Raw genomic sequence first — 14,545 nt, 5'->3', positions numbered from 1 at the left:
CAGTGCCGAGAACCAGGCACGGGCGCTCGGCGGCCGCGCTGACCCGCACGTTGGCATCGTGCTCTGTCGCTTGCTTCTTGGTTCAGCGTATCAGGTGTTCTGCGAGGCGGCGGGGGCACCCGGTGCCCCGGTGCAGAACTCCGTCACTCATTTCTCCGTACAAATATCGGATGCTATACTCCGCGTACCGAGGTCCACGTGCATTCTCAGTTGTCCGAACCGACCGTGTCCGGCGCCGTTGAACCGGTGGCTCCCTGCATCGGCGCTCCTCCACCTCCCTGCTATTATGATCCGGGCTTTTCCAAGGGCGTGACCTATTTGTCGGGACTCATGCTGGCAGCCTCGATTTTGCTGGTCACCTGGTTCGCGATGGATATCCCGAAATTGGGACGCATTGCGGACCCGGAACGGGCGTTGGGCCATATGGTCAGCCGCCTGATGGATGTGGAAGAGGGCTTTGCCGGACTGCCTGAATGGGAGCGCGTTCTGTACGAGATCACAATGGGGAGTGATGCTCATGAGCGAGACCAGGCCATTACCTGGTATCGCGAATTATCTGAGGTATCTACAGATCCACTGGTCGATATGAATCTGGCCGTTCTGCTGGCCGTATCCGGCCGTGAAGCAGAGGCTTTGGCCGAAGCTGCGCAATGGAAACATCGTGATGCTCCGTATCCTGACCTCGCCCACATCGTAGAAGCCGCGTATGGGCCGTCTGGACTGCCGGCGGCGCGGGCGCAGGATCTCCACTCGATTCTCGCTGAACTGCTGCCTGCCGGCTGGTTCTATGACCGAGTAGCGGTTCGGCTGGCGGAAGCGGAGGGGAATGAGCCGCTCCTGAAAACGTTGCATGCTTCGGCGGAGCGGCGCTCAAGCGCCATGATCCGTAGTGCCCGCATCTTTGCAGCGAGCGAGGCCGCGCTTATGGTCTTCGGCGGGGCCATCTTGCTGACTTGGTTTCGAAGGGGGAGCAAGGAAACATTTCGCGTAAGCCGAGGAGAATTACCGCCGCGCTGGGCGGGAAAGTTAGGCGCGGCAGTACTCCTTCGGGGTGGCGCGATCGGTTCCCTGCTGACCTTGGGATTTTTATTCGCCGCCCTTGATTATGCGTCGCTCCGCCTTTTTGTTGTTCCGCTCTCCAATGTGCCCCTCTTACTGCTCGCATACTTCCATTTGTTGAGGCCCCAGGGATTGACCTTTCGGGATGGATTTGGACTGACGGTGGCTCCCGGTAAAGGCGGCCGACTGCTCATGGCTATCCTTGCTGTGGTGGCAGCCGGTCTTCTGGGAGAATGGGCGATCGGAAGGCTTGCCGACCCGTTGAATCTCTCCAATCACTGGACCGAATGGTTTGATGCCGATCTGGTGTGGGCGCCTCTTCCTGTCATGGCGGTGGGCCTGGTGGAGTACGTCGTGATCGCTCCTATCTTTGAGGAACTGGCATTTCGGGGATTGCTCTTCGGAGTTCTGCGTCGCCGGTTTCAGTGGATGCCGGCGGCGGCCATCAGCGCGGGAATTTTCGCCCTGGCGCACGGCTATGGGCTCATCGGGTTCCTGAGCGTGTTTTGGAGCGGCTTCCTATGGGCATGGATCTATGAACGAACCGGCAGCCTGCTTCCCGGAATGATTGCCCATGCCGTCAATAATCTCCTGGTCTGCCTCAGTCTGATTGCACTGCTACGCGTCTGACCATCCGCCTGATACGCAGAGGAGTAAACGAGACGATGTTCACCGAATGGGCATTCAGCGCGGTGAGACGAGTAGAATCTGACAACGGCTGCGGGACGTGTTCTTCCAAAAATGTCGGGTTCCGGCCGGGATGGAGGCTGAATCGCCCTCTCTCAAGACGTGCGGCTCATCTTCCAGTTGCAACCTCACCGTGCCGCGAAAAATAACAGCCAGTTGCTCGGTTTGGCGGGCGAAGGGATGCGCCGCGCTGGCTCCTCCGGATTCCAACGTGATGAGCATCGACTCCAGCCGGCTGTCGGTGTTTGCCGGGCCCAGCGCCTCAATCTTTGCACGCGACCATTGGCTTTGGAGGACGGGCCGCTTCCGTGACTTGGTCACGGCCGGCGCAGCCGGAGCAGCCGAGCGGAAGAACTCGCCCAACGTGATTCCCAGGGCCGACGTAATTCGCTCCGTAGAAGCAATTGAAGGAGAGGCCTGTCCAAGTTCAACCTGAGAGATGAAGCTGGGAGAGAATCCGCATTTGTCGGCTAAGCTTCTGACGGAAAGCTGTTGCCGAACCCGCAGGCGGCGAAGGATTGATCCGATCCGGATTTCTATCTTGCCCCCTTGTTTGGAGGCACGCCCTGTAGCCATCGTTCCCGCCTGACATGAGAAGGTGAGGATGCGGGATAGTCGCTCAAACACGGTTTTGTATCATGAGTTTCATGAACAGCACAAGCTCTCGCCGAGCGAAGGCCCGCCGTATGAGCCATGAGCCCATGAACGATAGGGCCGAAATCTATCTTGATTGCTCCTACTGGCCAACGTACAGTATAACTGTACAGCCGATGGGCCGGAGACGGTACTGAATCCCGTTTCATTATCGTGCGGAAGGCGTACGCGGCATATGAGCCGCGAGGGTGGACCGGCCGCGGCGGCCGGGAGGGCATCGGATGCAGGCCAAATTGTGGGGGCGATACAAATCCGTCGCACTTGCGACCATTATCCTGTTTGTCGCGGGGTATGCCATTTTGTTCATGACGGGCGTGTCTTCCATCCGACATCTCCTGGACAATGTGATTGCGCTCTATCTGATCACGTGGGGACTCTACGGCTTGCTGTCGAACTTGCCTCGGTCCGAGATCGGGAAGAGATTCATTCTGACCTCGCTTACCATCGGGCTGTGTGTTGTCCTGGCGGAAGGAGCGGCGATGATTCGCCTCGTGGACTTTCGCGGGGTGTTCGGGACGTTCGAGGCGAAGAATGCTCTGGGCAGCGTCGGGCGGCGATTTGATTCAGAGCTCCTTTGGAAGTACGAGCCGTACTATTCGTTCGAGGCGAATTATCAGGGCAATCTCGGACGGGGATTGTGCATCCCTCCCGATGCATCACAGCGGGTTCACGTCCGATACGATCGCCATGGCTTTCGGAACAACCGGGACTTGAGCCAAGCCGACATCGTCGTTATCGGCGATTCGTATATCGAGGCTCCCATGACGCCGGATGCGGCGCTGGCCACGACCCTGCTCAGCCAACTGCAAGGCAAGACGGTTGCGAATCTCGGGAATTCCGGGTATGGCCCCCAGCAGGAGCTCGGCGTATTGAAACGGTTCGGCTTGGGATTGCGACCGGAGGCGGTCGTGTGGGCATTTTTTGAGGGCAATGACTTTTCAAATGCCGAACAGTACGATGTGAGCAAAAAAATGTTATCCGGAGAGAATCCGTACTGGCAGGATTTTTGGTTTCGCTCCTTTTCCAGGAATCTTCTGGCGCTGTATTTTCGCTCCATGAAAGACTGTCGACCCAGTACGAGCATTCAACAATACAAGGGCGAATTCAGAGATCAGACAAATGCCGCAACGCCGGTATTCTTCGCCTCGTCCGAGGTGGTGACTCCATCGGAGGATGAGATGAAGACCGTATCGGAATACATCCTGGAGGCGTACAGGCTGTGCCGGCAACAAGAAATTCGCTTTCTAGTCGCGTTCGTGCCTGAAAAATATCGCGTCTACCACGACCTCAGCAATTTTGAGTTCGGCACCGAGGAACTGCGCTCGTGGAAGGTCAATGATCTGCCGTCACGGTTGAAACAGATATTGACCGCGTCCGCTCCGGATATCGAGTATCTTGACCTCACGCCGGCGCTGAAGGCCGAATCGGGGAAAGGCATTGCGACGTATTTGCCGGATGACACCCATTGGACGCCGGTCGGCCACCGCGTCGCGGCCGAAGCGATCGATCGGGCGCTCTCCGCCCGCGAGCCGCACCAAATCGTCCGGATGGGAAATTTATAGCGCAAACATGTCCCTTCACATTGGAGTGGAGCCGGCCCGGTTCGCTTCGATCAACGCCATGGCATCATAGAGATTCGGATGCTTGAGGGTATAGTGCAGCGCCTGTTGCAGTTTGGCGGTAGCGATACGTTTGCCGGGATGATCATTTGGCCGGCCGGCGGCAGGCGTGACAAGCCAGCGATCGCGCGCCATGCGACAGATGTCATGCCAGGTCCTCGGGACTCCGTCACTCACGTTGTAGGTCTCGCCGCGGAGGCCGCGCTCGCATAACTCTAGGCAGATACCCGCCAGATCTTCCACGTGGATCAGATTGACATAGCGTCGTGAAGGGCCGACAAGGCCGCGCCTGATCCAATCCAATGGATTGCGCCCCGGTCCATAGATGCCCGCCGCTCGAAGGACGATAGCGCCGCAAGCGGTTCGAAGATATTCTTCGCCCTGTACACGCGGGATTGTGGCATCGACTGAAGCCGACTCATCCAGCCAAGGCGGCGGAAACCTCCATTCCGGATGAGGGCAGTTGTATGCGGAGGTGCTGCCCAGGACGATTAACCGGCGGACATCGGCCAGGCGCGCATCGGCGAATCGGCGGACGAGGTCAATCGGTTGCACCGGGAAGCACCAGAACACTCGGCAATCCGGCGGGAAGTCCGGCCATGTGGCGGGACGCGCCAGGTCGAATGTGAGCCGGTCGTCAATGGAAATCTGTGTTAAATTGTGCTCGGGATCACGGCTTGTCGCCCGGACGTGAGCGCCGCGCTTCTTGACGCCGGCGTAGAGATAGCGCCCGGTGTAGCCTGTTCCCAAAATCACAAATTGTGGAGATACCATGCCTGTGTCACCATCTGTTCGGCCGATCAGGGCTTGCCCGCGACCTTGATTTGTGATGATCTCTAACAGCGATCCATTCTTATTCGCAACATACGGGTCGGATTAACTGCAGGAGCTTGCTATCAAGTCATCCGTTCTCCATGACCATATTCTGATCGGGACGATCGCCTGCTTGGCGCTCCTGGTGTTTCTTCTTGATTTGTTTCTCCCGCTCGCGGTCGCCGAGGCGGTCCTCTATGGAGGCGTGGTCCTCTTGGCAGGCGCGGTGGCCAGTCGTCGACCGCGGTTGCCGGTCGTCGCGGCGGCGGGCTGTTCTTTCTTAACTCTCGTGGGTTCGCTCTTCGGCCCGTTTTATCCGGGCGTGCCCCTCTGGCTCGGCGTCAGCAACCGCCTCATCAGCCTGGTCGCCATTTGGGCTCCTGTCGCGTTCGTCTACCAGCGCCGCCGCGCGGAGGTCCGGTTGCGGGAAGCGAATGAATCCTTGGAGCGGCGAGTGGACGAGCGCACCGCGGCACTGACCACGAGCGAACAGGCGCTGAAGCGAAGCCAGGATGCGTTGCATGCCCTGACGGGAAGAATCCTCACCGCGCAGGAAGAAGAACGCCGGCGCATCTCACGCGATTTGCATGATGATATCAATCAGCGGCTGGCTCTTCTGACGCTGGGCTTGCAAAGCGTGGAAAAGCAAGCAGGTGTGCTGTCCCAAGAAGCGCGAGACGGTTTGTCCAGCGTGCTCCGGGGCCTGGTGTCTCTCTCCGACGATGTCCGGCATCTGGCCTATCGGTTCCATCCGTCCATTCTTGACGATTTGGGGTTGGAAACGGCGTTGCAGCGCCTTCTCGATGAATTTTCAACGCGAACCCATATCAAAGTGCTGTTTGTGCACCAATCGCTGCCGGCTCTGCTATCAAAGGACGTTGCGACGGCTCTCTATCGCGTAGTACAAGAATGTCTATCCAATGTGGCCCGCCACGCAAAGGCGACGAGAATCGAAGTCGAACTGACGGGGGACGAACGGCTTATCGAGTTGATGATCCGGGACGATGGTGTCGGATTCGATATGGAAGCCATGACAACGAGCCAGCGCGGCCTGGGATTGCTAAATGCGCAGGAACGGCTGCTGGTGTTTCACGGGATCTGTGAAGTGCATTCCGAGCCGGGCAAGGGGACTCGCGTGCATGCGAGGATTCCGACGGCCTTGGGGGTTCAGTGACGTTGCCGAAAGTCTTGCTGGCGGATGACCATACCCTCGTCGTCGAGGGCTTTCGGCGTCTCTTGGAGAATCAATGTGAGTTGGTGGGGGCGGTTGCCGACGGACGCGCATTGCTCGACGCGGTGCCGGATCTGAAGCCGGATATCGTCATCATGGACATTTCCATGCCGGTCATGAATGGAATCGAAGCCGCCCGCCGGCTCAAGATGAAGTATCCGGACATCAAAATCCTGTTCATTACGATGCACGCCGATCCGGCCTATGTGCGAGCTGCTTTCAAGGCCGGGGCCTCCGCCTATTTGCTGAAGCGCTCGGTCGGGGAAGAGTTGAGCCAGGCTCTCCGTGCGGTTGAAAGCGGCAACTATTATGTGACGCCGCTCGTGACCCGTGAAGTCATCGACGGGCTGCTGCGGGGATCGGAGGGGCCCTCTTCGCAAGGGTCCGAACTGACGACACGCCAGCGGGAAGTCTTGCAGCTTCTGGCTGAGGGCCATAGCGTGAAGGAAATCGCTGGCATGCTGAAGGTCTCTCCTCGTACCGTGGAGTTCCATAAGTCGCAAATCATGGACCAGCTCAATCTTCATACGACCGTTGAGTTGGTCAAGTATGCCATTGCCCAAGGTTTGGCCGGGCACTCTTAGCGGATTGATCCGCGTCTCTTGCTTCCGCCGACAAAAACACTGGGTCGATCCCGATGACCTCTCTCGAGGGGTCTCTGTTCTCTCGACGGTTTCTTCGATGGCAATCATTGCCGGTGACTTGCTAGATAAAAAACCAGTATATTTCACGCGAAAAGACCCGTAACAATACTGGTGTGCTTTGATATACAGAGGCCTACATTGGCGCGTCCGTTTGGGCCGTCCGGTGAACCCCGTAAGGACGATCGATGGCGCGTCACGTGTGATCAACATTTTCTGAATCACATTGTGGCCGGTGAGCGTATTCCAGCATCCCGAACGGATGGAACGATATGAATCGGCGCCCCCCTAATGAAACGCCCGTCATTAGGAGGGTATGGGCGCCCCGTACCGAAACGGAGCAAATCGATGGCCCGAATTATTCCGATGTGCGAGTTGTGTCGCCGGGTATACGATCAGCAACAACAGAGGGGTGAGATGCCGTGGATCGAAGTGCAGCGCTATCTCAGCCGCCACATTTTGGCGGCGTCGGAAGTCGAGTTCTCGAGCGACTATTGCAGTGACTGCCGGAATTCCTATCGGCTGCTGAGCACATACGGCAATCGTCTCTGATCAGGTCCGGCAGGACTCGTGCGGATCGGTGTCCTGCTCTGTCTTCGTGCCGGCAAGAGATGGTACGATGTGACCATCCATGGCTCTTGCTCGATTCCATCCCATCCTGGCCGAATGGTTTGAACGACGCGTCGGCATGCCCACCGAAGTTCAGCAGCAGGCCTGGGCGCACATTCAAGCCGGTCATGACGCGCTGATCGCCGCTCCGACCGGGTCCGGGAAGACGCTGGCGGCGTTTTTTTCCTGCATCGACGTGCTGTTTCAGAAGGCCTTGGCTCGCGAACTCGACGACCGCACTCATGTGCTGTACGTCTCGCCGCTCAAGGCGCTCAGCAACGACGTGCAGAAAAACCTTCAGCAGCCGCTCACCGAAATCGGCCAGGCGGCTTTGGCTGCTGGCCTATTGCTCCCCGAGCTACGAGTGCTCGTACGGACCGGCGATACTCCCATGGCGGCGCGGCAGCAGATGTTGCGCCGGCCCCCCCACATTCTGATCACGACTCCCGAATCGTTGTTCATTTTATTGACGGCCGACAAGAGCCGCCGTCTATTGCATACGGTCCGCACCGTCATAGTGGACGAAATCCACGCCGTCGCCTCCAGCAAGCGCGGCGCCCATTTGGCGCTTTCCTTGGAGCGCCTGGAGGCGCTGACCGACCAGAGGCCGCAGCGCATCGGACTCTCCGCCACCCAGCGTCCCATCGAAAGGGTAGCGCAATTTCTCGTCGGTGAGCGGCCGCTGCCGGTCATTGTGGATGTCGGGCATCGCCGTGAGATGGATGTGGCGGTGGAAACCCCCAAGGACGAATTGGGCGCCGTGGCGACGAACGCCATCTGGACGGATATCTATGACCGGATTGCCGACTTGGTCCAGGCCCATCGCTCCACGCTGGTCTTCGTAAACACCCGGCGGCTGGCGGAACGGGTGTCGCACCATTTGGAAGAGCGTCTCAAACATATGGGAACCGGAATCGTCGCTGCTCACCACGGCAGCCTGTCGAAGGAGATCAGACTCGCGGCGGAAGACCGGCTGAAAGGCGGACAGACGCGGGTCGTCGTTGCGACAGCTTCGCTTGAACTGGGTATCGACGTCGGTACGGTGGATCTCGTCTGTCAAATTGGTTCGCCCCGGTCCATCGCGACCTGTTTGCAGCGAATCGGCCGGGCCGGCCACTGGATCTCCGCCGTTCCGAAGGGACGGCTGTTTGCCACGACGCGCGATGAATTGGTTGAATGCGCAGCGCTGATCAGGTCGATGAAGAAGGGGATTCTGGATCGTATCGAGATCCCGCTCTGCCCGCTGGATGTCATGGCACAGCAGCTCGTGGCGGCCAGCGCGACGGACATGTGGGATGTCGATGACCTGTATGCCCTTGTCCGGCGCGCCTACTCCTATCGCTCCCTGGACCGTTCGGCCTTTGATGATGTGGTTGAAATGCTGGCGGCCGGCATCGCCACCAGCCGCGGTCGCGGGCACGCCTACGTACATTATGATCGGATCAACCGGCGCGTGCGCGGCCGGCGCGGCGCCCGTTTGGCGGCGATCACCTCCGGCGGCGCCATTCCTGAAACGGCCAACTATATCGTGATTGCCGAGCCGGACGGGACGGTGGTCGGATCGGTCGACGAAGATTTTGCCGTTGAAAGTCTTGCCGGTGACATCATTCTCTTGGGCAACACGTCATGGCGCATTCGCGGCGTGGAAAACGGCCGGGTGCGGGTCGAAAATGCGCACGGCGCGCCGCCCACCATCCCGTTCTGGCGCGGTGAAGCTCCGTCACGAACGGTGGATCTATCGGCAGAGGTCGCGGGACTCAGAGCGGACCTCGCTGAGCGGTTATTCCGTGTCGAGGAGGGCCAGAATCCTCAGCGAGCAACTCTCGTCTGGCTGAAAACGGAATGCGGCCTCGATCAGCGGGGGGCCGAGCAGGTCGCGGCCTATCTGGTCGCCGGGCACGCTGTCCTCGGCACGGTCCCGACGCAGCAGACGATCGTGGCGGAACGGTTCTTTGACGAAAGCGGTGGGATGCAGTTGGTCATCCATGCTCCATTCGGTGGCCGCATCAATCGGGCCTGGGGCCTCGCCTTGCGGAAGCGGTTCTGCGTCACGTTTGATTTTGAGCTGCAAGCCGCCGCGACCGATGAGGGTATTGTGATTTCGCTGGGGGAGCGACATAGTTTTCCATTGACCTCGGTCTTCGAATATCTCCGATCAGAGACGGTCCGTGAAGTGCTCCTGCATGCCGTCCTCCAGGCGCCGATGTTCATGACCCGATGGCGATGGAATGCCACGCGGGCGTTGGCGCTTCTGCGATTTTCCGGAGGAAAGCGTGTTCCGCCGCAGATTCAACGGATGAGAGCGGAGGATCTTTTGGCGACCGTCTTCCCCGATGCCCTCGCCTGCCAAGACAACTTCCATGGTGAACGGCTCACGCGTCAGGTGCCCGACCATCCGCTGGTCCGTGAAACCTTGCGGGATTGTCTAACCGAGGCGATGGATGTGGGCGGACTCGCCGCCGTCTTGGAACGGATCGAACAGGGAGCGATCTCATGCGTGGCGATCGACACGCCGCTTCCGTCTCCCTTCTGTCACGAAATTTTGAATGCAAATCCCTATGCCTATCTGGATGATGCTCCGCTCGAAGAACGGAGGGCCAGGGCCGTTGAGATGCGTCGGAGCCTGCCCCCTGAATTGGCGGATGCCGTTGGTGCGCTCGATCCCGCGGCCATAGCCGAGGTAGAGGCGGAGGCCTGGCCGGTGGTGCGTGATCCGGATGAACTCCATGATGCCCTGCTCACTCTCGTATGGGTTCCGACCGAGGATGCCGCTGCATGGGAAGCCCATGCGGCGCCGCTTCTGGTGGATCGACGGCTCTTGAGGTTGCGAATGGAGGGACGCATCATCGGTTGGATGCCGGCCGACTATCATGCCATGGCCCGGCTGCTCCTTCCCCATGCAACCGTAGAGCAGGCTATGGGTTCGCCTGACACTCAGGAGCCCACTGAGCAATCCGAGGTGATCGACAAAGTCACGGCCGGCTGGATGGAAAGCATCGGTCCGACGACGGCCGCCGAATTAGCCCAGCGCCTTCACCTCGACCTCGTGGACGTGAACGCAAGTTTCCTTCGCTTGGAGGCGCAGGGACAGATTCTCCGGGGGCGCTTCCGGCCGACTACCGGTCCCTCCATGCCTCATTCAGCATCTAGCGTTCAACATTCCGGCGCGGCGGCCCCACCCGCCGCACCGGTTGAGTGGTGCCACCGGCGCCTGCTCGCACGCATTCACCGCCTGACCATTGGCAGGCTGCGCAAGGAAATCGAGCCTGCCACCGCGACGGAGTTCATGCGGTTCCTCTTCCAATGGCAGCATGTCGCGCCTGGATCGCGATTGCACGGAGAAGCGGGTCTTCTCGAGGTCATCGGGCAATTGGGAGGATATGAAGCGGCGGCTTCCGCCTGGGAACCGCACCTCTTGCGGGTTCGTCTGGCCAAATACGACCCCGATATGCTGGATCGTGTATGCCTCGGCGGAGCGGTCGCCTGGGGGCGATTGAGTCCCCATCCAAAACTGACGCAACAAGATGCGCGGATGCCCGGCCGCCGGATTCAGCCGACCAGCGTTGCGCCGATCGGGATGTTTCTGCGGGAAGATGCGGAGTGGCTGCTCGCCTCTTATCATCAAGACGAAGGAACGGAGATCACCTGGGGTGCCGGCCTCACCGGGCCGGCCGATCAGGTCTATCGCCATTTGTCGCAACGTGGCGCGAGCTTTTTTGATGACCTGATACGAGGAACCGGGCGACTCGCTTCGGAAATTGAAGATGCGCTCTGGGAACTCGTGGCGGCTGGGTTGGTGACGGCGGATGGCTTCGATAATTTGAGGGCGTTGATGGACCCTCGACGCCGGCGTGCGGAGTCACAGAGTCGCGGCAAGCGGCCGCGTCATGTTCCAGGGCGCTGGTCAGTGCTGCGAGTGGGCCCGGCTTCGGATGACTCGGGTCGCGACCGTGCGGCCGAACGGACGGCAACCAGACTGTTGCGTCGCTATGGCGTGGTGTTCCGCGATCTCGTCCGTAAGGAGGGTGGTTCGTTTGTCTGGCGTGACCTCTTGGTACAGTACCGCCGGATGGAATTGCGAGGAGAGGTGCGCGGCGGCCGATTCGTGAGCGGCTTCACCGGAGAACAGTTTGCGTTGCCCGAGGCGCTTGAAGCCTTGCGCGCGGTGCGGAAGAAAGCCGCGGCGTCTCCCACCGGGCAAGAATTGCGTGTGTCCGCTACCGATCCGCTGAATTTGGTCGGAATTATTCTGCCCGGGTCCCGCATACCGGCCGTGCCTTGGAACTTCGTCGTGTTCAAAGAGGGGGAATTCGTGCGGGCGGTGTTGGGACGAGAGTCGCGGGTGTTTACTCCCGATGAACCGGCGGCTGTCCTGGAACAGCGCGGGTAGCAGCCGGTGTCTCTTGCCTTCCGACTACAGAACCAAGGATTTTGACTATACCGGGATCGCGAGCACCGGACAACGCGCTCCATGTAACACCCGTTCGGTGGTGCTACCGAGCAGTGAGTCGAGCAGGCTGTCATGGCCTTTTGTGCTCATCACGATGAGGTCCACGTCATACTCGGCCCCCGAAGCGAGAATCCAATCCACCGCGTTGCCGGCTCCTACCGTCATGTGCCAGGTCCAACCGGAGCGTTCCATGGTTTCGATAGGAGGTAATCCTTCTCTGTCTTCGGAATGCGCCAATTCGAAGGTGACCTTGTCGCCGCCGGTGAGCGTGGCCAACATGGTTGCGAATTCAATGGGCCGGACAGTCGAAAGATCGCGCGAAATCGGAACCAGAATGTGGTGCAGCCCCGTGCGACCGTTCTCCAGCGATACAAAACCTTCCACAGACGATGGGACGAACAACGTCGGCACTTCTGCCGCACGGGACACCACTTCCGCTTCAGGCTCACGGACCCAACGGAAGCGCCCCTGATGCGGGTTCGTGGATAGAATCATGAGGTCGGTGCGTGACTGGGTCAGATGATGAATCAGCGCCGCTTTAGGGTCATTCGCCAGCGCTCGGATTTTTTTGATCCTCAGTCCAAGTGACGCAACCTGCTCTTTGGTGCTGCCTGGAGGCAGCGCGCCCCATTTTTCCAATGTGGGGCGGACTTGTGGGAAATCTTCAAAACCTTCCGGGGTGACGGTCGGATCGACGTGCATGATGGTGAGTTCCGCACGTGCCAGCAGCGCCAATTTCAACGCATGGACGAAGGCGACCTGGCTGCCGGGCGAGAAATCAGTGGGATGGAAAATCCGTTGCAGCGCGACCGGATTCGCTGGATCAGTCATGTTCCTCCGGAATGTCTTGCAAGGCCTGAACGAGTTCGGATAAACCGGCGCACTATACCACAGCTCCAGCGGATTATGGCACGACGCTGAAAGGTCTTATGGTTCGCTGTTTAGGGTTTCTTTCCGGGAAGAGGACTGGAGCGCAGCGCCAGCGGAAAGATATAAGTGCTGCCTGGAACCATCCGTGAGGGAAGATGAAGATAGATGATTTCGTCTTCGGGCAATGGCACCGAGATTCGTTGTTGGTCGGTCCATCGGGTGGCGAGCCGGTCGCGCTGCGACATTCGCGATCCCGGCGTGTCGTTATTCATCTGGGGATCTCCTTCCGATGAAGCGCTGAATGGGCGCTCGGGCTCGGGCCAGAGCTGTTCTCATTAACTATAGCGCAATTTCCCATTCTGTCAGCAGTGCGATAAAGAAGCGGCAGCCAGGTCGAGATCACATCGAAGTCGGGCGCAGGTAAACTTCGGTTGGCGAAGAACGGGCTATGTCGGCTTCGCCATGATGCAAGGATGAGCTTGTTGGATGATGAGGGCCCGCCTGCTCAGCATTGGGTGATCGACCGCACAATCCGTCATTCCCGCGCCGGCGGGAATCCAGCATTCTAATATGGCCGCTGTCATGCGTGCGCTGCTCCCCACCTCTCAGAAGGACCCTTCCGGGCTCAGCCGAGCGGAATATCCCTTCTGGAATTCCTTCAGCTGCGATCATGTGATCGCAGTGCTTCAGTCAGTTTCCAGCTTTCCTTCTCGGCCAAGCCTCGGTGGGTCCCCGGTCCTTCGGCGAGGTCGCACGCCGCACGACAGCGGCCTGATCAGTAAAGGAGCGCAGCCCGAGACTTCGCGCTATTCGCGATACACGACTCACCATTTATTCCTCATATCAGGCGCGGCGCCATGGCGACCGTATACGTGCCAACCATCTCTATCGAAATGCGGCTGGACGTTTTGATGATCCACCAAATCATATAATGAGCATATTGATCAAATTGAGGTGAAGCGGTTGACGACCATCACGCGGCGCGTTACTATCGTATTCCGTGATCAGGGGTTTTAAATGTTCTGACACGGAGGCGCTTTCCAAGGGACAACGAGTCAGGCGGTTCAGCAACATTGCGACTGTAGCACGGCGCAAGCTTCGACAGTTGGAGATTGCGGGACGATTAGGCGATCTGCGAGTGCCTCCCGGAAACCGCCTGGAAGCTTTGAAGGATGATCGCGTAGGGCAGCACAGCATTCGCATAAACGATCAGTTCCGCCTCTGTTTCCGTTGGACGGATACAGGCGCTGAAGATGTTGAGATTGTGGATTATCATTGAGCAGGGATGACGATGCGTAAACTCAAACCTGTGACGCCCGGGGAACTCCTGTTGGAAGAGTTCTTGAAGCCCATGGAGATCAGCCAGTATCGGCTGGCGAAGGAGATCGGTGTGCCGGCACAACGCATCGGCGATATCGTCGCGGGGAAGCGGGCTGTCACTGCCGACACCGACTTGCGCTTGTGTAGATTTTTCGGCCTTTCGAACGGCTATTGGCTTCGGGCGCAAGCCGCATATGACACCGAAATAGCCGAGCGCGCATTGGGCACCAAACTCGCGAAGATCAAACCATGGACAAGATCGAAGTCCTTGGATATAGCATCTTAGCTGCCATAATCTCATTCTCACCATCTTCAGCTTATTCACGAGCCCGTAAAGGGTCCAATCCTTACGCTGACTCACCGAAGTTCATGTGAGCTTCTCCTGATGAAGCGCGGGCAGCGTCGGCTTCGCGATGATGCGAAAATTTCTGAAGGGTTGGCCCTACCTGCTCAACGTTGCGGCGCGGACCGCACATAAACCATGACGGCCGCTGTCGTGCGTGCGCTGCTCCTTACCTCTCAGAACGACCCTTCCGGGCTCAGCCGAGCGGAATCCCTTCTGGAATTCCTTCAGCTGCGATCATGTGATCGC

General features: G+C 59.1%; 12 protein-coding genes. 8 read left to right on the top strand and 4 right to left on the bottom strand.

From position 1 onward, the window contains the following. The first annotated feature begins 198 nt into the window (after positions 1-198). A complete protein-coding gene (locus ACWGXE_RS16520; RefSeq protein WP_447599087.1) occupies positions 199-1,689 on the top strand; it encodes a CPBP family intramembrane glutamic endopeptidase in 1,491 nt (496 codons plus the stop codon). Between the two features lie 54 nt (positions 1,690-1,743). Here ACWGXE_RS16520 and ACWGXE_RS16515 read toward each other — a convergent pair whose 3' ends face one another. Beyond that, complete coding sequence (locus ACWGXE_RS16515; RefSeq protein WP_447599086.1) at positions 1,744-2,322, bottom strand: helix-turn-helix domain-containing protein; 579 nt, start codon at positions 2,320-2,322, stop codon at positions 1,744-1,746. Positions 2,323-2,621: 299 nt separating this feature from the next. On the opposite strand from ACWGXE_RS16515, the gene ACWGXE_RS16510 reads away from it, so the two are divergent. Further along, positions 2,622-3,962, top strand: coding sequence for an alginate O-acetyltransferase AlgX-related protein (locus ACWGXE_RS16510; protein ID WP_447599085.1), 1,341 nt, complete (start codon positions 2,622-2,624; stop codon positions 3,960-3,962). Between the two features lie 15 nt (positions 3,963-3,977). On the opposite strand, the gene ACWGXE_RS16505 is transcribed toward ACWGXE_RS16510, so the two are convergent. Then, positions 3,978-4,793, bottom strand: a complete 816-nt coding sequence (locus ACWGXE_RS16505; RefSeq protein WP_447599083.1) for a hypothetical protein — start codon at positions 4,791-4,793, stop codon at positions 3,978-3,980. A 172-nt stretch (positions 4,794-4,965) separates the two neighbouring features. Between ACWGXE_RS16505 and ACWGXE_RS16500 the strand changes: the two genes are divergently transcribed. From ACWGXE_RS16500 to ACWGXE_RS16485, 4 genes are all read left to right on the top strand, one after another. Then, entirely contained in the window at positions 4,966-6,006 is a 1,041-nt protein-coding gene (locus ACWGXE_RS16500; protein ID WP_447599081.1) for a sensor histidine kinase, read from the top strand. Beyond that, positions 6,003-6,647 (top strand): response regulator, encoded by a 645-nt coding sequence (locus ACWGXE_RS16495; RefSeq protein WP_447599080.1) that lies wholly within the window; start codon positions 6,003-6,005, stop codon positions 6,645-6,647. Before ACWGXE_RS16500 ends, ACWGXE_RS16495 begins: the two co-directional genes overlap by 4 nt. Before the next feature lie 405 nt (positions 6,648-7,052). Further along, on the top strand, positions 7,053-7,256 hold the full coding sequence (locus tag ACWGXE_RS16490) for a hypothetical protein (protein WP_447599079.1): 204 nt from the start codon (positions 7,053-7,055) through the stop codon (positions 7,254-7,256). A gap of 79 nt (positions 7,257-7,335) precedes the next feature. Beyond that, positions 7,336-11,703 carry a DEAD/DEAH box helicase gene (locus ACWGXE_RS16485; protein WP_447599078.1) on the top strand — a complete coding sequence of 1,456 codons (4,368 nt, stop codon included), beginning with the start codon at positions 7,336-7,338 and terminating at the stop codon, positions 11,701-11,703. A 45-nt stretch (positions 11,704-11,748) separates the two neighbouring features. On the opposite strand, the gene ACWGXE_RS16480 is transcribed toward ACWGXE_RS16485, so the two are convergent. After that, entirely contained in the window at positions 11,749-12,594 is an 846-nt protein-coding gene (locus ACWGXE_RS16480; protein WP_447599076.1) for a universal stress protein, read from the bottom strand. Between the two features lie 110 nt (positions 12,595-12,704). Next, positions 12,705-12,905 (bottom strand): hypothetical protein, encoded by a 201-nt coding sequence (locus tag ACWGXE_RS16475; RefSeq protein ID WP_447599075.1) that lies wholly within the window; start codon positions 12,903-12,905, stop codon positions 12,705-12,707. 728 nt (positions 12,906-13,633) lie between these two features. Between ACWGXE_RS16475 and ACWGXE_RS16470 the strand changes: the two genes are divergently transcribed. Then, complete coding sequence (locus ACWGXE_RS16470) at positions 13,634-13,912, top strand: type II toxin-antitoxin system RelE/ParE family toxin (RefSeq protein WP_447599073.1); 279 nt, start codon at positions 13,634-13,636, stop codon at positions 13,910-13,912. A 12-nt stretch (positions 13,913-13,924) separates the two neighbouring features. After that, positions 13,925-14,239, top strand: a complete 315-nt coding sequence (locus tag ACWGXE_RS16465; RefSeq protein WP_447603766.1) for a HigA family addiction module antitoxin — start codon at positions 13,925-13,927, stop codon at positions 14,237-14,239. The last annotated feature ends 306 nt before the right edge of the window (positions 14,240-14,545 follow it).

This window comes from Nitrospira sp. Nam80 (assembly GCF_965152575.1).
The sequence above is the reverse complement of the archived record's forward strand: the minus strand, read 5'-3'. Positions and strand labels throughout refer to the sequence as shown.

Coding starts and splice junctions, on each gene's coding strand:
- ACWGXE_RS16515 (WP_447599086.1), bottom strand. CDS start 2,322: ATGGCTACAGGGCGTGCCTCCAAACAAGGGGGCAAGATAGAAATCCGG.
- ACWGXE_RS16510 (WP_447599085.1), top strand. CDS start 2,622: ATGCAGGCCAAATTGTGGGGGCGATACAAATCCGTCGCACTTGCGACC.
- ACWGXE_RS16505 (WP_447599083.1), bottom strand. CDS start 4,793: ATGGTATCTCCACAATTTGTGATTTTGGGAACAGGCTACACCGGGCGC.
- ACWGXE_RS16490 (WP_447599079.1), top strand. CDS start 7,053: ATGGCCCGAATTATTCCGATGTGCGAGTTGTGTCGCCGGGTATACGAT.
- ACWGXE_RS16485 (WP_447599078.1), top strand. CDS start 7,336: ATGGCTCTTGCTCGATTCCATCCCATCCTGGCCGAATGGTTTGAACGA.
- ACWGXE_RS16480 (WP_447599076.1), bottom strand. CDS start 12,594: ATGACTGATCCAGCGAATCCGGTCGCGCTGCAACGGATTTTCCATCCC.
- ACWGXE_RS16475 (WP_447599075.1), bottom strand. CDS start 12,905: ATGAATAACGACACGCCGGGATCGCGAATGTCGCAGCGCGACCGGCTC.
- ACWGXE_RS16465 (WP_447603766.1), top strand. CDS start 13,925: ATGCGTAAACTCAAACCTGTGACGCCCGGGGAACTCCTGTTGGAAGAG.